Annotated in this window: 7 protein-coding genes; all 7 read right to left on the bottom strand. The window is 49.9% G+C overall.

Going from position 1 to position 22,194, the window contains the following annotated elements; all coding sequences use genetic code 11:
- Positions 1–168: 168 nt before the first annotated feature.
- Complete coding sequence (mcf, locus tag ACUN2T_RS13395; protein ID WP_445493516.1) at positions 169–8,928, bottom strand: insecticidal toxin MCF; 8,760 nt, start codon at positions 8,926–8,928, stop codon at positions 169–171.
- Between the two features lie 620 nt (positions 8,929–9,548).
- Positions 9,549–10,130 (bottom strand): nucleoside deaminase, encoded by a 582-nt coding sequence (locus tag ACUN2T_RS13390; RefSeq protein ID WP_445493515.1) that lies wholly within the window; start codon positions 10,128–10,130, stop codon positions 9,549–9,551.
- A gap of 329 nt (positions 10,131–10,459) precedes the next feature.
- Positions 10,460–14,068, bottom strand: a complete 3,609-nt coding sequence (locus ACUN2T_RS13385) for a transporter substrate-binding domain-containing protein (protein ID WP_445493514.1) — start codon at positions 14,066–14,068, stop codon at positions 10,460–10,462.
- A gap of 3 nt (positions 14,069–14,071) precedes the next feature.
- Positions 14,072–14,698, bottom strand: a complete 627-nt coding sequence (locus ACUN2T_RS13380) for a response regulator (RefSeq protein ID WP_445493513.1) — start codon at positions 14,696–14,698, stop codon at positions 14,072–14,074.
- Between the two features lie 16 nt (positions 14,699–14,714).
- The gene (locus ACUN2T_RS13375; RefSeq protein WP_445493512.1) at positions 14,715–15,953 is read right to left on the bottom strand and encodes a hypothetical protein; all 1,239 of its coding nucleotides are present in this window, start codon (positions 15,951–15,953) and stop codon (positions 14,715–14,717) included.
- Between the two features lie 187 nt (positions 15,954–16,140).
- Positions 16,141–18,687, bottom strand: coding sequence for a type VI secretion system ATPase TssH (gene tssH, locus ACUN2T_RS13370; RefSeq protein ID WP_445493511.1), 2,547 nt, complete (start codon positions 18,685–18,687; stop codon positions 16,141–16,143).
- The gene (locus tag ACUN2T_RS13365) at positions 18,680–22,183 is read right to left on the bottom strand and encodes a type VI secretion protein IcmF/TssM N-terminal domain-containing protein (protein WP_445493510.1); all 3,504 of its coding nucleotides are present in this window, start codon (positions 22,181–22,183) and stop codon (positions 18,680–18,682) included. Before ACUN2T_RS13365 ends, tssH begins: the two co-directional genes overlap by 8 nt.
- Between the last annotated feature and the right edge of the window lie 11 nt (positions 22,184–22,194).

Raw genomic sequence — 22,194 nt, 5'->3', positions numbered from 1 at the left:
ATAATTGCCCGATTTGTTATGGAGATATACCATGACCTAGTATGTAATTACCTCGCAAGCCTTAGTTATTATTTACCACTTAAGTCGTGATGTCCTATGCGGGTTTTAGAGACAAGAAGGGCTTTGTGCCCTTCCTGTAGTTTTTCCTGCTAGCTCAAGATAATGAAGCTACTGGGTGGCCCAGGATAGTTCGAACAAGCCACCCTTGGCCTCTCCCATCTTGGCAAAGCCCTTGACTAAGTAATCAACGCTGATCACCGACGAAGAACCTTCCAGCTTGATTTGCAGATGCCGGTGCGTCACAGCTTGGCTACCAAACACTTTGCGTATCACCAAGACTGTGCCATTGGCCGAGTCGGTCAGCATCAGGTCATCCTCATGGCGGCTGACGAAGATTTTTTCCGCATCAGCCACCGGTATGATCAAGCGGTCCATGGCTTGGCCTGGGTCATCGTTGTCAATGACGACTATGCGGTAATGCGACCATATCGCCTGGCTGAGGCGGTAGGTATCGTTATCGGCACCACCATGCAGCACCACGTTGTCGACACCAGCGATCAACGGTGGGGCTATATCGTCCTCGCTCCCGCCCTGAAGCAACAGCGACGACCCCATGCGCTCGACACCAGTGTAATGATTCAGCTTCTGCGCACCGGCGGCCTTGACCCAGTACAGCACTTGGTCCGTTGGGCTGTACACGTAAGCGCTCTTCTTCCCGACAGCGATTCCGATAAAACGCAGGTTATCTGCGGTAGGAATGTCACCGCAGGAGAACACCTGACCACTGTCGACATCGAACCAGCCTTGCGTATCATCGCTTTGCAAGGTCAGCACGCCTTTGGCTCGCCACTGACTGGCAACCTCGGCAAGTGCCTGTGGCAGACGGGCGAGGTTGTCCTGTTTCCAACCTTTGTCGACGGCAACCAACTGTAATTTTCCGTCATTGGTTCGCAGCAGGATCTCGCCCTTGACGGTGGTCAGACGCAGCCCGACATCGACTTGCTCCGCCGCCTTGAGGTGCAGTTCAGGCGTCAGCTCACTGGCAGCGGGAAGCTGCGCCGAGACTTCAAGTACTTCGTCGGTACCAAACGCGGCAGCCAGCGCATCGGCAGTCATCGGCGGCTGACGATACAACTTGCCGCTGCCGGGTTCAAATAGTCGCGCGCTGGAGCCGTCCGCTTCAAAACCCAGGAACTGCAAATGTTTGTCTTGCAGGGAAGCCACGACCACCTGACCGTTGTGGTACCACACCGGCAGCACGCTCTTGCCGTCGGTGTCCTTAACGCCGAACACAGCCAGGGTGGCACTGCTGCCAGTGACGCTGGGCAGGTCCTGCCACCAATGGGTACGTCCCTTGAGCCAATGCTCGTTGACGGCTGCGTAGCTAAATTGTCCCAGTGCATCAAGCTGGGCCACACGGCCGTCCTCGGTCATCGCGACCAGGTGACCGTTCAAATTAATCACGTTGACCAAGGCCGGAATGGTGACCCGCAATGCGCTCGGTTGGTTGGCGTCGAGTACCGCCTGCCCTGCGCCTTCCTGGCGGAATAGGGCTTTTTGCTCCTTACTGTAGAAGAAAAACACTTCCTTGCCTCCAGGCTGCGGCATGCTCCCCGCCAACACTAAGTCGGCGGGGATCTTCCAGGCACTGCGGGTCTGTTCGTGTGCCCCGAAATTCAAGATCTGATCCGCCGGTGGTGCCAGATTCGGCTTGATTAGTGTCCCGTCGCTGGTGCGTATCCAGTAGCGGTGCGGTACGCCAGCCGCGTCCACGCCGAACACAGTAACCAGCGCCGCACTGGTTGGCTTGATCAGCCGTGCACCCAGCGTATACATCGGGGTTTCACGTTTGGTACTATTGTTCTCGTAGCTCTGGAGTATGACTTTAAGCTCATCACTATGCCGACCGGTGCGTGCCGAAAGCTGGAGCAGCGCATTATCACCCACCGCACTAACCAACTCCATTCGGTCACCGAAGATCCGATAGCTCAACTCAGCCTCCCTCTCCTTTAGCTGATAACGGCGCGCCAGGTAAACCGCATCATCCTCCTGCCATAGCCGACTGATCTTGCCCGCATTCCTGTTGAACCATGGCTCAAACTGCGCGTCGACCTGCCCGGTGGCGATGTCTACCCGCCATGCCACCGCGTTGTCGGCGTCGTAGAAATAGGCATGGTCGCCCATCACTGCACCCAATTGGGCATGTCTGGCCTGCTCCTCGCGGGTGTCGGTAAACAGCATGCGGTCCTTGTTTACGTCGTAGAAAGCCCGACCAACATCACGCCCATTGTGGCGGTAGTTTTCCACCACCACGTACTGTCCGTGCAACTGATGCGCCTTGGCCAAATCACTCAGATGCTGCTCGATTTTCTGGCCAGGCACCTGCCACTTGCTTGCATCTTCGCTTACCACTTGAGCTGTCAGGCTGGCGAGATCGACTTTGCGCACCTCACCCTTGCCGTTGACTATCAATACCTGCCCGTTCTGGGCCGAATCGAGTTCTACCACCACCCCGCCGACCACCAGTTGGTCCTTCGACACGCTGATGTTGTCACTGGCAAGTTGGCTACTGTCGATGATCCACTTACTGGCGACATCGCTCGTGAGCTTAACTCGGGTGCCTTTGTTGAGGCCGATTAGGTACTCGCCCCCCGCTCCCTTGATCTCGTAGCGCAGAAAGCCGTGCAGCTCCTTGGGCAGCTCGGGCACCACCAGTTGCCGGTTGCGTTGATCGAGCATCACCTCGATCGGCGTGTCGATGTATTCATGATGAATCCTGCGGATCGTCTCCTCACCCGGAAAAATGTAGAAATCGTAGTCGAACCGCTTGTCTTCCTCAAGCCTGCGGATCACGTCAAAGCCGGTGTCGTGGCGTGTGGTGGCACCGGGGAGCAGCATGTATTCGTAACTGATGTAGGACTTGGGCGTGCCCGGCAGGATCACAACATTGCTGTCGCCATGTTCGAGGGGCTGGAGGACATCCTTGTAACCAATGCCACTGCGCACCTCAATTGCCTGGTCATAGTCGTGGACCATTCGCGGAAAGTCACCAACCCAGAAGAAATAATTGATTTTCCCCGAACCGGTAGAGCCGGAATGGGTACGGTAGATGTACTGGCTATCGAAGCCAATCTGGTTCTTGCGCAGGTCGATGCTCTTGACCACCGCCCCGGCAAGGGGCACCAGTACCTTGTTCTTGTCGTCATAACGATAACCCTTGTTTTTGTACGCATTGTCGACCATGTCGAAGTAACGGCCCACCGCCTTGGCATCCTCGGCGACTGCACCAAAGGCCTGCGCCAGTGCCGTAAAGCCCACTGCAAGCCCACCAAGGATCACCCCTGCTCCACCGAGTACTGCCCCGGCTGTCGAGGCACCGATTAACCCAGCGCCCACCCCGGCTGCACCGGTGACGAAGCTAGCCGAGTCGAACGCCAGCTGGGTACCGAACACGGCTTTTTGCACATCGTTCTCGGCATGGGCCAGCTCATAAGCATCCAGACCGATCATGGTGCCGCCAAATAACAAACCGGCGCCTTCGTTGACGGTGTGGCCTAGGTTTAAGGCAAAGCCCTTGAGCGAGGTTTCGGCGGCCACCACTTCACCCCGTAGCGCCGTACGTACCAGCGCGGTGACCTTGACTACATCCTGTACGCCACCGTGAGCCATCTGGACAAAATTGAGGTAGCTGTGGACCTTGAGCGCGGTGGCTAGATCAGGTGAAGCCACTCCGCTTGCTGCATCGTGACGGTTCTTGTCAGCAAACCACTGGATCAGCGTCTGGACTGCAAACCCTGCGTTCAACCCGTCCACCGGCGCGACCTCGCCAACCCCGCCGCGAGGCCGCATCCGGCCATGCTCTAGGGTAAAGTGCTCATTCAGCACACTTATGTGTTCATCGACGAAGCGCCGAAATTCGACAAAGGTGCTATCGTCGGTGACTAGCCAGCGGGTCTGCTCGGGTTGGTCACGGTTGATGAACTGGACCCGGTAGCGACCTTCCCCTTGGTATTCGGTTGTAGCGATGATCGGTAGCCAGTGGTTGTCCAGTTGGTGTTTTTGCACCAGTCGGGTGCTGGCGGCTTTGAACCGTGCGCCCCATTGCTCGGCATCAAAGGTTTTCAGTGCGGTGCCCAGTTGCAAGTTTTCCGTGACCGGCTCTTGTGTACTCACCACCTGTTCGACCTGACGCCGTTGCCAGATGACATTGACCAGTTCCTCGAACCGGGTCAGATCGATCACGTTCAGGCCATTGCTCACAGGTACCTCAGCCATCTTGCCGGTATCGATCTCAATCAGGCTGAAAGCTGGTGCCGAGTTACTGCCGAACAAGCCGTAGTGCGCGGCCAGATTACTCTCCACCAAGTGCTTCTCCATGGCCTTGGACAGACTCTTGGTGTTGTCGAAAGCAAAGATCCCGACGTTTGGGTCATAGAAGTAGTAGCGACGGCTTTCGGCTGTGACAGCGCTTCCTACCATCATTGAATGATTCTGGGTATTGAGCGCGAATATTGAGGTGCGGGTCGTTGCGGCCAGCCGCGACACGACTTCGGACAAATTGAACTGGCCCAGCTCCGTGGAGGCTTGAACGGCTTCAACATTGGCGTGCAGCCTGAGCAGGCTGTTCTTAAGCAGCGTGGAACTGCCTGCTTGCGGGTCGGCAGAGGCGAAGAACAGCTTTTGTACCAAGCTGTCGATGCCCGCTTCACCACCCTTGCCCAATGCCACGGCCATGGCCCTGACCAAGGGGTAGCAACGGCCACCAGATCGGTCACCAACTAGCGACAGATAAAAGTCCTGTGGCACCAAGCGCTCGAAGACACTGCCAGCGTCATGGAAGTTCTCGCTGAACACCGCAGTTTGCCGCAGTACCTTGTCGATGTACTCGGCCTGGCTGGTTTCGGTGATGCGACCGCTCAAGGCACCCTGTTGCTCGTGGGTGAGTTTTCCATCAAGAAACAGGCGCTTCATCTCCAGGGCCGACATTTTGTCATCTACCCCAGGGATCTTAATCTCACGGAAGTTGCGCAAGCTATCTCTGAACCCGGTGCCCTGAGCCCCGAGCTGATAAGTCTCGGAGGTTGCATAACGCTCGCCCACGCTGCTGGTATGCTCCTCGCCTTGAATGGCCGTATCGTCAATTCTTACCACCGCAACACTGCCGTCTTTGGCCTTGATCTGCTGCCAGAGCCAGGTTTTTTCGACAGCGCTAGCTTCACGCAATACCGTATCGTACCGCGCCCTGTAGTAGTCCTGTGTAAGATTGAGTTGCTTGATCTGCTGGTCGATCAAGGCCGTATCGCTTGAGGTGTGTCGTGTTTTCTGGAGTTGGTAGCGCTTGTCCGCCACCAAGTCGATGTCAGCGTTGACCTTGGCCTGAACCGCTTCGCGCAACCGGGTCCATGCGGCAATCGCCGGATGCTCAAGAGAAAACGCGCCCTCTGTGTAGACACCGTCGGCAACCCCTTTGACCGACACCCCAAACTGCGTCGCTACCTTCTTCAGCTGTTGATGAACCTGCTCACGGTAAGTGGCGAACTCAGCCTGGTTGCGCTCCACCACCTGACGGTCGGCGACTTGGATCGAGAGTGACTCCGCACCATCGCGCAGTTCCAGCCAAACTATCTGTCCGTCTCGTTGATATTCTTGGCGCTGGAACACCAGTTGCCATTCGTCATTGACGAACTGCATGTACGCCGCCGCAAGGCCCTCGGCGGTACCGGATACTTGGTAATCCTTGTAGTCGACCGCCATCACCACGTTGTCGTACAGCAGCGAGCTGTTGATCCGGCCATCGTGGTAAACCCGGTAGGTATTGGCGTCGAGATTGGTCACTACCAGTGAGCAACCCGATAACGTACCCGTGAAGAGGAAGCTGCCCGATGCTGCTGCTTTCTTGGGTATGTCCACATAGGCAGGTACTGGATTGGCTTGGTTCGGGCCGTTGTTACCGAGGAAATACGCTGGCACTTTTGCGGATATATCATTGGCGCTTTGCCCGGTGTATTCTAACTCATACAGGTTGGGCGCGACCTTCACTAACTGGGCATTACCCTCTGCCGGCAGGCGGCCCGACTTGACCAGTACCTCGGCACTGATGGTATGGGTTTTGGCAAACAGTACAGGATCGACGGCAAATTGATGGGTGTCGATGCTGCCTTGACGGGGTTTAAGTTCATCACCTACAGACGCCAGCCCAGCCTTGAGTTCGAGATCTTTCACCGCCTGCCCCAGCAGCGCTGGCCTTGGACCAATACGGGTAAAACGTGGTGGATGGAACTCGTCAGCTGCGGGCAATCCCTGATTGATGATCGGCAAGACTCGCGCCATCACTCCGTCATACAGTTCACCCTGCAACGCCCTCTTGCTGCCTTCAACGCGGTACTTGTCGAACATTTGCAACAGGTCCTTGCCGATACTGCCCGTATTCTCCGGTTCGTAACGCGCGGCAACGTAGAGGGTTTCGAAGAACGAGTGATAGCCGTTACGGATCATGAAGGCCGCATTGGTCATCTGGAACTGCCAGTACTGCTTGATGCTCAACGCGCCACCGAACAATTCCGGCAAAGCATTGCTGACAGTCTGGGTGGTCCCGGAAATCCCCCCCACGAACGGGATGTCCAGATCATTCATGTAGCGCGTGGCGTCATTCTTGGGGTCCGGACGGAACTGGTTGTAGCTGCGATACTTATCGTCCTTGATCAGGTACGAGCCATCGTGCTCCTCAGGGCTGGTATTAAGGATCAGATACGGGTCGGGTTGATTCAGCCGGTTATTGATTATGACTCTGCCTGCACCCAGCATAGCATGAGGATTAACCGGGACTGCGGCCTTGGAAAGGCTATCAGCGACCGGACGCAAGGCATGAAACAAGGCCTGTTTGCGCAGGCTCCGGCCCTCATTGCTTAACAGTGCTTCCTTAACCACTGGACGCAGCTGCGCATCGGCGCTCTCAAGGCCCTGGGGGCCAGTTAACAACAGGGTGAACAGCTTGTCATCCAGCGAGCGCTCAACCGTAGCTTTATCGAAAATCTGTACTTTCGGGTTGTTTGGATGCTGTGCTGCATTGGCGCTGGTGACCCGACGGGTTTCCGCTTCGACGGCTCGAGTGCGCCATTGTTCGTACAGCGGTGCCAGCAGGCCCTTGGCTTGGGCGATGTCACTTTGTACATAGCCACTTTGCAGGACCTTAGCCATAGCCTGGTTCTCTACCAAGTTCATCGCCATTCCGAACAGCAACGGATCATTATCAATGCTCTGCCAGACCGAAGCGGCGAATGCCTGTTCCCACAGCACTTTGTTTAGGTTATTGCCCTTGATATCGCGCATGCTGCCAAGGGTATGCTCCGGCGCTAACACCCCAGCGGGGGTAATATGGTTGCGTTCGAGCAAACGCACCAGCTGCTGCTCGAATGCCGTGCGCTCGCTGCTGCCTTCGAACAGGCGACTTGCTTTTGTACCGCCGTCACGCAGTTGTTCCAGTTTTTCGAAAAATGCGGCGTTGTATTGATACAGTGCGTCAGTCTGCGCTTTGCTCAAGTGACTGCTGCTGACCTTGTCGCCGTCAACGCTCATCACCCCAAAGGGCGTCGCGGACAGATAGCTGTTGCCCTGAGGCATTTCCAGCAAGTACTGGCGATTGGCAAAACCAACCGAGCGTTCCAGCTCATGGATATTGACGAAAAGCCCGTCACGGTCCGGGTGGTAACTGTTCTGGCGGAACCCCTCCAAGCCGATAGTTTGGAAGCTGGTGATATCAGCATTTTGGTTGATTAGGTCACTCAAGGCACTTGCCAATGGCACCTCGCGGGTGATGGTGGTATTCGGAGACTGGCCGGATACCTGAATCCCAACCTGATTCGGCACCTTGCGGTCAACGCTGGTCAGTAGCATCTTGTGACCGTTACTTAGCAACTGCGCCTTGAAACCTTCGCGTAAGGTGCTTTCCGAAACCAAGTGATTGGCAAAGTACTTTTCGACGAATTTGGTTTTGACCAGCACCGAGCGAATTGGCGCATAAGTCGGCGAGCGAAAGGATGGCGGTTCACTCTTAAGCCGGTATTGTTGTTGCCAGGCTAGGGAGCGGGCGGCGGTACCAAAGGAGAAGTTGAGCACCCCGTCCGTCGGCACAACCAGCCTACCATTCTCCAGGAAGAAGTCCTTGAAGCGGCCATCGGTGCTGGCATTGACCAGCGCGACGTTCATGCGGATGTAACCGGGACGCTCCTCCATCATCAGCAGTGAAATATTTACCGGTAGATCATCGGAGGCCCTCGGCACCTTGGTCAACGCGCTGAGGGCTGTGGCCTCTTCCGTAGAAGGTGTATTGAGCAAGGTGTTGTAGCGGGCATTGATCTCCTTATAGGCTTGTAGCTCGGAAAACAGCGTCACGTATTCTTGACTAAACGTGGAATTGGCCACCTGTGTGATCAGTTGCTGTTCCAGATGTCTGATCTTGGTATTCAGATTGGCCTGTTTGCCCGCTGCGTCATTCCTTAGGGTCGGCGCATTCAGGGTTTTGGCGTCGCCAGAATTGAGCATGGTCAAAGCCTTGCCCCAAGTGCTGTCAAAGTGCGTGATGGCCGTCTGCTGACGGCGGTATAACCGGATGTCGCGGTCCAGTTGCTGTTTGTAGGCGTTGATCGCCTGCGTGCTGGGTACATTGTTCATCTGTTGCCGTCTTTGCTGCAATGTCTGCAACTGGTCGCCGACAGAAATAGGGTTGTCCTGCATCTGAAAATGCTGGGCAGCCAGTACACTCAGGGTGCTCTGCTGTATTTCCTGTAGCCGTTCGTCTACCTGCCTGATGTAGTCGGCACGCTCGTCGGCGCTCATGTTGAACCATTCAGTCTGACGACCTGCCGTCTTGATCTGTCGATCGATCAAGATATTAAGCAGGCGCGTGAAGTCTTTGGATATAAAAGTCATTGTAGTGATCCTTTGTCTGTTTTTAAGCGAAGCCCTTCGCGCCGCGAAAGGATGTCTATCGATACGGATTTGACATCCTCTCCGGCCTAACGACCATAACCGTAGGTACGAACATATTTGGCATGTGTATTGTGACTAGAAGAAAGAGGAAACCAGCTGATTTGCTCTGTAGTTGTGGTCATAAATTATCTCCTTTGTTTTTCGGTTATATTGCAGAATCATGAATGATAACGCCGGATTATAATCATCCTTACATATATTTACATATTAATAATTAATATATTAAATTATTTATTGATATAACTATTCCCATGTAAACATATTTTTCAGTCATATTGTTGCGTTTTTTATAAGACATTGAATAAATAATGACGAATTTTAGGCAGGTTATTTATTAGCGAATTGTTATAGCTGATTTTTCTAGGTTGGATATTTCAGGTCAAAAGATTGGGCGAGCAGATAACCTTCAAGGCGGATTTGTAACTTACTGGTCAAACCTTCACCCTTAATATGATCTTACTTTGTCATTAGCCGCTCAAAAATCTTCACTCATATGTATTCAACATTGGCAATCCAGTTTTGTTGGCGACGTGTAAATCCTGGGTATAAAATAGTTTCAACTACTGACCTCTCTTACGTTCAAGAAACAACTTATCTGTTTCATTTGCCAAGATCCCACCGATTAGAGTTAACGGACTGTAAAATGAAGATGCTCTTTCTGCAATCTCATGGGCAGAAATATCAATCTGACGGATCCCTGCATTACGAATCACACTAATAGATGTTGCCCATATCACTTCACGGATTCCAATCCAGGCTAAGGCGCTCATGCACATCGAGCAAGGCTCTCCCGTGGTATACAGCGCAACATTCTCCCATCCTTGGTTACCATATTGAGTAACATAATGATTTATTGCCTGAATCTCCCCATGCAGGATAGGATTACTTCTACCTGTATTCACACCACGACTTAATATTTCCCCGCTATTTCTGTTAACTATTACAGCGCCAAAAGGATAATTTGGGTTCTTTATGGCCTCTTTTATTGCCTCCCGCATATATTTTTCATGTTCGGTAATTTCCTGTTTTGATAATATGTTATTAATGACCTGTGTTTTTTTCTCTCCTGCTTGTGTGATAAAAGACATACTGATACTCATAATACCAAGCGTTGCCAATAATTTTCTTCTGGTTTTATTCATGATTAATCCTTTTCTTGGTTGTAATCTTATTGCAATGGAGTAAAAAATAAAAATTTCAGTTTGAATAATATATACAACTCAATAATATGATTTAAAATAAATAACATTATTGCTTTATATTTAACTCTAATAACATTAAATATATGTTGTGACATATCAATTTTCCACTGATATATAAACCCTATATTCAGTCATTGAAATTGTCAAAAATCTTAAGGGATATTTTTACTACCATGATATTAGTAAAATAAACTTACCGCTCCAATGGGGCAGATAGGAGGAGCATCGCCCGGATAACGCGGGCGAATTATTTACGTCAGGGATACACATCACTCACTTTGCAATATTTCCAATTGCTGCTTAATCTGCTGTTGGAAATATTCCGCACGAGTCAACAAAGCCTCAATCGTCTTTCCATCATAACGTTCACCCTTTTCAATACGCAGACATATACGTATTCCTTGCTGATATTGCAGCAGAGCAAAAGCGCCTTTCATACGGTGTGCGTGGTGCGTAACTTTTTCATGTAGTTGTTGATTTTCCGGTTGTTTCAGTTCTGCAATATCTTCCGACATCCCTTGCCACACTGCACTGAGTAATTGGTACTCTACAGTAACATCTCGCTGGGCCAGGGCCTGAATTTCATCAAACTGCAACGTGATTTCATCATTCACCTGTCGGTAATAACGGTTGATTTCTGCCAGCAATTTGCTTTGCACCAGCGGCTTGGTCAAGACACCATCCATTCCCGCGTCCAGACAACGGGCTTGCTCAGTAGAAAATGCATTCGCGGTGCACCCCAGAATAATAAACGGTGGTAATTGCCGTAGTCGCTCATGTTTTCTCAATAACTGAGCCAGTTCATAACCATTCATTACCGGCATCTGGCAATCCGTCAGCACGAGGTCAAAATATCCCTCTTCCATCAGATTCATGGCCTGTTCACCGCTTTCAGCTAATACAACATGATGACCCGATGGGGCTAACTGCAACGATAACACCTGTAAATTGGCAGGTAAGTCATCAACAACTAAGATATTCAGCGATTCATGAATTTCTCCTTCAATATTTTCAGTTTTTTCGCTCACCGCTTCCTTCTCAATAACACTGCGCATAAGAGGTAACAGCACTGTAACTTGTGCGCCGCCACTGGGTACACCGGTGATTTTCAGGCTGCCACCCATTAATTCAACTAACTGTACTGAGATGGGTAACCCTAATCCTGTGCCGGTTTTACCACCATTGTTTTGCGTCACTTGTACATAGGGTAGCAAAACAGCTTCATACATGGTTTCCGGGATGCCGCAACCAGTGTCTGCAACCACCAGCGTGATTTCATCTTGGTTACTCTCTGGAATATGCCGATAGCTGACGCTGATTTGCACACCGCCCTGTTCAGTAAATTTAATAGCATTACCCAGTAAGTTATTGACTACCTGAGTGACACGTGTTGCATCTAGCAGATGGTAATATTCAGACGGTAAATCGAATTGTCGGGCAAAAAACAACCCCTTTTCCTTAGCGCGATGACTAAATGCCACCACACAACTTCCCAGAACATCCTGCAATGATTCCGGTTTTAGATTCAGCACCATACGTCCAGATTCTATCTTGGAAAAATCCAGCACATCACCGATGATTCCCTGTAAAGACATCGCAGCGTGCCATGCGATATGTAATGGCGCAGATGGCAGAGGTTGCTGTTTTACCTCTAGATCGAGAATACCGATAATTGCTTGCAAGGGAGTGCGGATCTCATGACTCATGTGTGCCAGAAAATCTGATTTCTCCAAACTGGCAAGTTCAGCCTTATCGCGCTCCTGACGTAGTTCTTGCGCTAACAATTTACGCTCGGTCACATCAAACCAGCCACCAATTATTCCCTGAACAACGCCTTCGGTATTGCTGTAACTTTCAAGCCACAAATAAACATCTCTGTCCTGCCCTTGGATGGCAATGCTACGATCGGAAAAATGCGCCGACGCCCCTTCCAAACAGCGCAGAAAAATCATACTAATATCTTGCTCATCGGCAGGTTTTAAAAAGCACAGAGAAAAGAGACTCCGACCAATTACATCAGATCCGAGCGTGTTCATCTCGCGGCGAAAATAGAGGTTCGCTGCCGTAACGCACATGGTCGGATCGCAGACAAACATTGGCGTAGGCATGTTATTAAATAGGGTTTCCCAATACGTCAGCAAATCCTGTAAGTTGTTTTCCGCTCTTTTACGTCGTCTGATCTGATGGGCGAGATAACTCCCCCAAAAGGCTGAACTCAACGCAATGACAAATAACGCCCCTCCCCACAATTTCGCCCAGGGAGAAATTTTACTGTCAGCATAGGGTGTTATATTTCCCATAGATAACCATTTCAGGCGCAACACCCGCAGCTCATTTGGCGGTAATGCATCAATGCTTTTATTTAATATATCAACCAATTGAGGATAAGCGGGTATGATGGCGTATTGTTCCGGTTGCAATGAATCTTCAAAAAACTGAATAGAAATATTGGTACCATAGTGGCTTGCTTGCAGATAATCAGCACTGATCAAGCTATCAAAAGTTGCATCTGCTGCCCCGGCCAGCACCATATCAACACCTTGCGTCACGTTATCAACTTCCATGACGAAGATTTCCGGATATTGCTTTAATACCGACAGAAGAGCATGACCACGCTGAATTGCTACCCGATGGTGTTTAAGTTGTTCAAACTCATAGGGAGCATTACGTTCATTGCGAGTGATCATCACCCATTCCACCGTACCATAGGGATGACTAAAAGAGAGCCAGCGACGACGTTCTGGCGTACTGACCAAAGAAGTCATTTGAGCTTCGCCATCTTTTAACAGTTTTTTGACCCCCACCGCGCCATCTGCCGGGATAAAATTAAAGGTAATGCCACTTTTCTCTCCCAGCAGGCGTAAAATATCCACATCCAGGCCAGCGAGTTGCCCATCTTTATCTAGAAATGAGTAAGGCGGCGCAGTACGGCTAATCGCGACATTGACTACAGGATTTTTTTTAATCCAGGCTTTTTCTGGTGACGAAAATATTGTGGTGTCGTTATTGCCGCCCAGAGCCAGCCCAGAAACCCAACGTTGATAAACCTTATTTCTGATTTCGTGAGGAATGGCAGTCAGGATGAGATTTGTTGTTTCAACGATGCCATCGCCGTTGTGGGCAAGAAAATCATACCGCTCGCCCTGAGAAATATCCCGCCGGTAAGTCAGCTTTGTAAACGGACGAAATGCCAGCAAATAGGCAATCTGGCTTTGTCCGTCCAGATAGGCATCGACTTCACCATCCACCACGGCTTGTACTCCCTCCTGCTGGTTTTTCGCCACCAAAACACTGCGGTAATGTTGACGCAATTGCTCAATGGTATTCGGGTTACTGCCGGGTGCTGCCATAATATTCATTTGTGCAAACGGCATATTGACGTGTTCTTTGCGCACAATCAGGGCAAGCGGCTGTACCAGAATCGGGTAAGTGTCACCCTTCCTATTTCCAGATTGAGGTGAAGCAGAATGCGATAACAACTGAATATCTCCACGCTGTAATGCTGCATAGGCTGATTCCCAGTTACCAAACAGCCGTACCTCTACCGGCCTTTTTAATACGGTTTCAATCAGGCGCAGATAGTCAGCGTAAATCCCTTCCAACTTGCCATCCCAGCGATGGATCACTAATGGCGCACCGATGCAGCAGAGAATGCCGACTTTTAGTGTTGGAAAGTGTGGGACCAGAATCTCTTGCTCTTTGGTGGGTAATGGCGCAAATTCCTGAGTGACGACATTCGAATAAAACGCCACCGGTAGCCCGTCTGAAGGCAATTCTTGCGCATTACGGTATTCAAACAGATTGAGACTCCGGCCAGATAATGGCAATAGGAGTATCAATACAGCTAACCATCGTGATCCTTTCCGGCCGCCCTTCATCTATTACAATCCCAGTCCAACCTGATGCAAATAATTATAAAGCGCTGCTTCATTATTTAACCCCAGTTTTTTCATTGCGCTGATTTTTTGTGCGCTGATCGTCTGCTTAGTACGGTATAAACGTGCAGCGATATCATTCACACTCAACCCTTGCCCTAATAGTTTAATCACTTCCAGTTCTTTGCCGGTCAGCGCCTTTACCACTTCCTTGTCCGGAAATTCAATAAATTGCTCACTCAAATAAGGCTTATCGTGCCCTGTTGTACTGTATAATCCTTTCACTAACTCGTGAGACAGACTGTTTTTGTTTAAAATCGCTTTCACTTTATAATTAATCAATGAAGCTATCATCTTCCGGTCGCTGATCATCGTGATCACTACAACAGGCAAATTCGGATATTGCTCACGAATTCGACTAATCATCCGCAAACCGTCGATCTGGTTATCACCCGGCATATTGAAGTCCGTAATCAGCATATCCGCCTCTTTTTCCTCCAGCAGAGAAAAAAGTGTCGTCACATCATGCGCCTCCCCCACAACCTGATAATTCTCGGGTAATGTTGCCAATACGGTGCGTAGCCCTAATAAGAAGACTGGATGATCGTCAGCAATAATGACTTGTCTTGGCATTGGTTATTTCTCCATATTATTCTCTATCCGCTATTTCACGCATAGTTCCTTCAATAAAACCGGCATTTTCGCCGATATGAACGATCAAGGCGATAATCCCCGGGTTAAATTCACCTTTACCATCAGCAATTCGAATTTTTAATGTCTGCGGTATCCGCGAGACGGAACGTTTAAGCTGTTCGATTTTCTGCCGATCTTCTGTATGCACCCAAGCCATTAACTGTGACCAGCAGGCGGGTGCTTTTCCACATCGCATCCAGGCCGCGTCATGATGCCAATACAGGTGCCCGTCGGCACTTAACCGAAAACAATTAACCTGTTCTTGCTCCAGCATAGCACTCATTAACAAAAAATGCGCTTTACGGCGATGTAATACATTGATTGTATTATATAAACAACTACAGCATAACAGCGCAGGCAGGGTAAATGCGGTACTGTACCATGCCGCAATTTGCACGTTCTGTTGGATGCTCATTAATCGGGATGCGAATGGCCCAAAGCCAAAAGTGGTTGCACTCACGATCCCTACCGTGCATAAGGATAAAAAGCCGCTTAATACCAGCAAATCACCTCTTAACGCCAGTAGCATCGGCAGGCCGAAGGAAAAGAGGAGCGCTACTCCTTGCCAATGTATTTTCCCGGTTTCAGGAGGCGGGCTGGTAAACAATGCTGTCATAGCAAACACGGCTACCAACCATAAACCATAGGTTTTCCTGTCTTCAACCCGGCTTTTTTTGTAGGTGATGCAAGAAATAACAAAAAATGTAAACGGCAGATAACTCAACACAGAACCGACAACAATCGGTAATGAAATAGATATATCAATAGGGTAACCCAATAAATGAAGTATCCACTTCGCCATAAATCGCTCAATAATTCCGCTTAATGAGCAAAGCACTGTCAGATTGAAGATGTCACTTGCCCGCTTTGGGGCCCACATTACACCGTAGAAAAATTGCCAAACTAACCCTGTCACTACCAGCATCACTACATTGATACAAGAAAATATCAGTGAGACGTTCACCGGTCTGCCATACCATTGGCTAGCTGTTAACGAAATCAGAGCACCCGTTATTAACCAAACAGGCCAGTACCGTGGTGCCCTTGCGCAAAAAATGCCTTGTAACAGGCCCGCTGGAAACCACACCAATGACGATAGACTCCAGACATCACGCACTTGCAAATTCAGCAATGCCAGCGCAAAATTGACTAGCGTAAAAATAGACCAAAAGACCACTATCTTTTTCATTTTCATCAGGATCTCATTTCGTAACACCGAATGTTACATCATAAGATAATATGCAGCATTGAATGTTGCATCACAAGATAATACGTAACACGAAATGTTACATTATAAGGTAATAATAGCAAAGTAGGCAGCTTCTTACCCTAAATTGATAATGTTTGATAGTCTTTCTTAGTGGCAATAGTTTCTTTTGTTTTTACGATAACTGTATTTGGCCTTCGATAACATCCAGCCATACATCCTCATTCACCGGTGCCTCTCCTAACAGTAATTGATCGGATAACAGCGGCAAGACGAATTGGGTTAACAGGTTATCAATTTCACGGGCACCACTTTCCGCTATCCGGCATCCTTCAGCAATAAAATCCACCAGCGCATTGTTATAGTGCAACTCGCATTGAGTTGCTTGACGATAACGCATCACAACTTTATTCAGTTTATGATGCACAATGGCATGCAGAATTTCGCCATGTACCGGCAAATAAGGAATGACCTGCAAGCGACCTAAAAATGCAGGCGTAAAGATACGTTGCAGTTCCGGCCGGATAATTTCCTGAATATCTTCAAGGGTTGCCGGATGAATTTCCCCCTGTACTTTTACGCCTTGCATCGCTGCACGTATCACCAAATCCGATGCGGCATTCGTGGTCAGGATAATCAACGTATTGCGGAAATTAATCTGCTGCCCTTCGGCATCTTCCATCATGCCTTTATCGAACACCTGGAAGAATAGCTCCAGTACATCAGGGTGCGCTTTCTCGACCTCATCAAGTAATACCACGCTGTAGGGCTGATGGCGAACCGCTTCAGTCAGCACGCCCCCCTGTCCATAACCAACATATCCTGGGGGGGAGCCTTTCAGACCGGAAACAGAATGCGCTTCCTGATATTCTGACATGTTGATGGTGATCAGATGGTGTTCACCGCCATACAACTCATGAGCCAATGCCAGGGCAGTCTCAGTTTTCCCCACACCAGAAGGACCGGCAAGCATAAATACGCCGGTCGGCTTTACTGGATCAGCCAGTTGTGCTTTAGCAATCCGAATCTGACGAGCTATTTGATTAAGCGCATGATCTTGCCCCATTACCCGTTGACTAAGGCGCGTTTCCAACTGGCGCAGCACATCGCGTTCATTTTCCACCATCCGGCCAAGAGGTATCCCGGTCCAGCCGGCAACAATGTCCGCAACACAGGCAGCATCAACGCAGTCAAATACATAGGCATGCTGATGGTGGCGCTGACGCAGTTCCGCACGCAGCACAGGTAACCGTTCGTCGTGTTGTTCCTCACAGGCAAGGATGTCATTCACTAACTGACGTTGAGCGTGATATTCCGGCAAAATTTTCTCAAGGGATACCTGCAATTCGGTTTGACGCTGTGCCAACTTCTGTAATTGGGTTTCATGACCACCTTCACGCAATAATGCTTCCTGTTCGGTGGCAATATTTGCCAGCATGGCACGCAGATCTTCAATCGGTGCAGGTTCGTCAGTCTGTGAAACGGCAACACGGGCACAAGCGCTATCCAACAGGCTAACCGATTTATCCGGCAACTGACGGCCGTTGATATAACGGCTGGATAATACAACCGCTTCTGTCACCGCCTCTGCAAGCACTTTGACGCCATGATGTTTTTCCATCGCCGACGTCATGGCACGCAACATGGCCCTCGCCAGTTCGATCGAAGGCTCTTCAACTTTGATCACCTGGAAACGACGTGCTAACGCGGCGTCTTTCTCAAAATACTTCTTATATTCCGCCCAAGTGGTTGCAGCGATAGCGCGCAATTCACCACGCGCCAACGCCGGTTTCAACAGATTGGCTGCATCGTTTTGTCCGGCCTGACCACCAGCGCCAATCAGAGTATGGGCTTCATCAATGAACAAAATCACCGGTGTAGGATGCCCTTTCACCTCATCCAATAATTTCTGCAAGCGACTTTCAAACTCACCTTTTACGCTGGCGCCCGCTTGTAACAGCCCCATATCCAACGTGAACAATTCGGCCTGTGCCAGCACTTCCGGCACACGGCCATCGACGATACGTTGAGCAAGTCCCTCGATCAGTGCTGTTTTACCGACACCGGCTTCACCGGTTAATAACGGGTTGTTTTGGCGGCGACGTAATAGCACGTCAATTAACTGACGAATCTCCCGTTCACGACCTAAAACCGGATCCAGTGTGTTATCACGCGCCGCCTGCGTTAGGTGATGAGTGTATTGCGCCAACGCGGATTGGGTATTATTCCCGACGGGAGCTGCAATGTGCTGCGGTTCTGTATGTACCTGTGTACGCAACCACTGTTCTATAGCATTTATGTTACACTGTAACGCCTGTTGTAGCTCCGATGTGAGTGAATGATGCAGTGACGGATTCATTATCAGTGCCGCAATCAGCGCCTGTGGGGTAATCTGCAACGCTCCCCAGTGGGTACTGGCGTACATCCAGCTCTGTTCCATCCATTCTGTCAAGTTAGTAGCAAGTACCGGAGGACGATGATTACCGCTGCGTAATAACGTCAGTGACTGCTGGCAGGCATTCAGCAACGCGATAGCATCAATACCACCGTGGTGACATACCTGTTCCATCATCGGCATCTGTTTTTCAAACAAAGACAGCAGCAGATGCTCAATTTCCACTTCATGATGGGTGCGCCGTACTGCCAGATTAGCGGCCTCATCCAGACATTGACGCGCTTCCACCGTTAATTTACTGACGATCTGTTTAAGATAACTACTCACTTTTAGGTTTCCTTAATTCATTCCAATATGGGGTGATCTGTAACGGCAACGTCGAAAGGGTTCCTTTCGCCACCACCGGTTCACTTAAATTTAGCAACTGGCTGTCCAGTCGGTTGCGTTGTTCCACTAACGCTGTTTGTTGCTGCTGATGTTGCTGCCATTGCCGATACAATGCTGAAACTTCCTTCCCTCCGCTGATCTGATAACGCACGGTGATGTTATTGATACCCAGCGCACTTAATTCATCGTGTTGCTGTGGGAATGCCTGTGCCGCCAGCGTCAATTCACCACTGGAAAAGGCATGGAAAAATTGCAGCAAACCATCAGTACCAACGTAGCTTTTACTTAACGTAAAGTCGGGGAAATACACCTCAATCTGTACCTTGCTGCATGATCCCGGATTCCAGTGCAAGGTCCTGCTGTCATTGAAATTCATGCTTTTGAGTTGCTGTACACCATCATCACAACTCAGCGTCACTGAACTGCCAACCGGCAATACCTGCGCTCCTCGATTGGCCGTCGCGGGCTGGCTGGTAATCATCACCTCCGCCGATTGATCCTGTTCCGGTTCCTGCTGTGCAGTTGCCCGTTCACGCTCACTTTCCAGCAAGTTGAGTTTCTCTTGCAGGCGACGGCGTATATCAGATGTCGATGAAAGCATGTCGTTCGGCTGGATCAGGTTATTGATATAGAAAATGAAATCATCGTTAAACGGAAAGATCACATCTTCTATTGCCTGGCGTTTAATGCCCTCAGGACGAATATCCAGCGCATACTCTGCGGTATCCCGTACAAACGCGTTGCTGTACTCATACAACCGCGTATTCAATTCCCGGCCATCAAACAGTTCCTGCTTGCTTAATTTTTCCATCGGCCAGATCACTTTGCTCTCCCATTGTGTTTGCAAACGGCTGGCGGCACTTAAGAAGGTGTAACGCAGTACCAAATGAGCATCGCCCTGATAGAGTCGCCATAACGTTTCATTGACAGCTTCATTCTGTTTGCTTTCAGTTTCATGACGCCACAAAGTAAAACGGTTAAACAGTGTACGTAAGCCGTTATCATCCAGTTCCCCCTTCTCGTTACTCAGCGCATTTTTAACCAACAGCTCGGTTTCCATATCACTGAGTAATGCACGCTGACTATTTAACTGCACAGCCTGCCGGTAGGCGCGATAGCGGGTCAGCGCGTTGTCATCCAGCTGCACAGAGATCTGCGGTGAAATGCCAAGCCATGACATGATGCGCTGGCGTAAAGAGATGTTTCCCAGCGAGACGCGTTGCATCATGTTGCTTTTTTGCACATAACCATGCAGTTGCCATAAACGCTGCTGCGTCTGCAACCAAGGCTGCTGATCTTCCTGCGCCACCGTAGATAAATCACTCTCCAACTGCTTTAAAAAGGCGATATAGGGGCTATCATATTGACCTGCTGCCAATATCAGCGCTTTCCAGTTTTTCTTGCCGCGTACCCACTCTTCCGCTTGTGGCATAACCTGAGCGAATGCTAACCATTCTGACTGGCGCTGATTCTGATACTGTTGATGAAACGAGTGCTGTAAAGGAACAAAAACCACTGGTCTGTGAAGCGCTTGTGCTAGTTCATCCAGAGTAGCCTGAATATTGTGCTCACCAGCCTGGGTATAAATGCCGCGAATACGGGCGTTAATTTTGGTGGCATCATCGCCGGTCAGCGGCCAGAAATCCGCCAGTGTCAGCGAACGTGTTCCTGAGGGTTGTTCGTCGGCTAAAAGCCATTGCCAATTACCGGTATCCTCCAGTAAGGATTGCAATACATTCCGCCATTGATCAAATTTCTGCTGTGCGTTGTTCTGTTGATATTGCGCTAAACGCAGAGCCACACGCTGTTCTGCCGATAAAGGATCATTTTCACCGCTTAACAGTGAAGCGGAATAAGCTGGCATACGCTGTAAAGTTTCCAGCGTAGCGCCATGCGCCATTGCTTGTTCAATATTGATAAAACGCGCCCAATGTAAAGCCAACAGTCGTTTTTGCGGTACTCCAGCGTTATGAAAGCGTGCAAGCAAGTGTGTAACCACCGACTTCGGGTTAAATGCCCCGACTGGCGCTTGTTGCTGATAGTCCCTCGCCATACGTTGTTCCATCGTATGGGTAACCGGATAAAAAATCAGATGTGATAGAGTTTCCTGTAACCAATACTCAACCTGCCGATAACGCAAGTAACTGCGCTCAAGCGGATTTGCTTCATGGATATTTTCAAGCTGCATGACACCACGCCAGGTAGTGATTAATGCGTTACCTGCCCCATACACCAGCATCAAACTGAATATGATAATCAACGCACGTTTGGTCAGTGTTCGCCAACCTGTCAGTAAGACGGCATCAGTACGGTGAATTTGCCCGGGCAGATATTCACCCAACAAACGGTGGCTGAAAACGCCTTCAATTTGCTGTGGTTCTGCCTGATGTTCCGCAGTAAAAAACAGGCCACGCAGCAGACCATGCTCCAGATAATGGTCATGATCAAATAATGCACTCAGGTAGTAGCCCAGTGCCGGTTGCAGTTGAGCAACAGTTTCCGGCAACGCCAACACTTCAGCTTCCGGTTGTTGCCGTTGCTGATTGAGCAGTTTAAGGCGCATCGCTTTTAAGGCATTGACAATCGTGCTCATACTCTTGTCCAGCGCATCGGTGACATGACTATCCGTGTGATGCTCAATAAAATTGCCCAGCAATTCAGCACGTTGTTCTACCGATAGTTGTGCGCACCAGTGGTTAAAACCCGGCAATGCTTCACTATGTGTGAGGATCAACCAAACTGGCAGGCGGCGTTCCAGACGTATCTGTAATGGCTCCAATTGTGCCCGCACATTGCGTGCTGCAATATACAGTGCCCTATTGTCGCGTTTTAGCAACTGCTCCACTGACAAGCAAACCAATACACCAGCGGGCTTACGTACTTGCGCGATCCAGCGTATCAGACGCAGCCATGCTTGCCGGTGCAAAGATTGCCCTTCGGTATAACGACCAGAAACTACCATGTACATGGCACGGCGGAAAAACCACCAGCGACAGGTAAAGCTATTCTCTGTAAGCAACGGTAGATTCTGCCCTGTCATCGGCACCACATTACAGTGAGCTAATAGTCCCTGTTTACCATTACCGCGCTCTCCCATCACCATAAACCACGGTGGCATGGGTCCGTTACGGTGTAACAGTGAGCGGAACCGGCGCCAGCTTTGTAAACGTCCTCCCCACCACCAGTGCTGATACAGTAAATATTCCAGACGGTTATTTCCCTTCCGCCAGAATGTATTTACCCCGCGCAGTTTATTTGTTATCTGGGGTATAAATGCCATCACTCCACGCAGCAGCAATAACAACAGTAATAGGAAAAGAAACAATAACAGGCCACCTATTGTCGGCCATGAAAATGCGACTGCAATAGCTAAACTGAGTAGCAGAAAGACAACCACCATGCTGAACCAGCCAATGGCATAAAGTAATTTTTTCATGTTTAACTTCC

The organism is Photorhabdus machadonis (assembly GCF_052657765.1).
The sequence above is the reverse complement of the archived record's forward strand: the minus strand, read 5'-3'. Positions and strand labels throughout refer to the sequence as shown.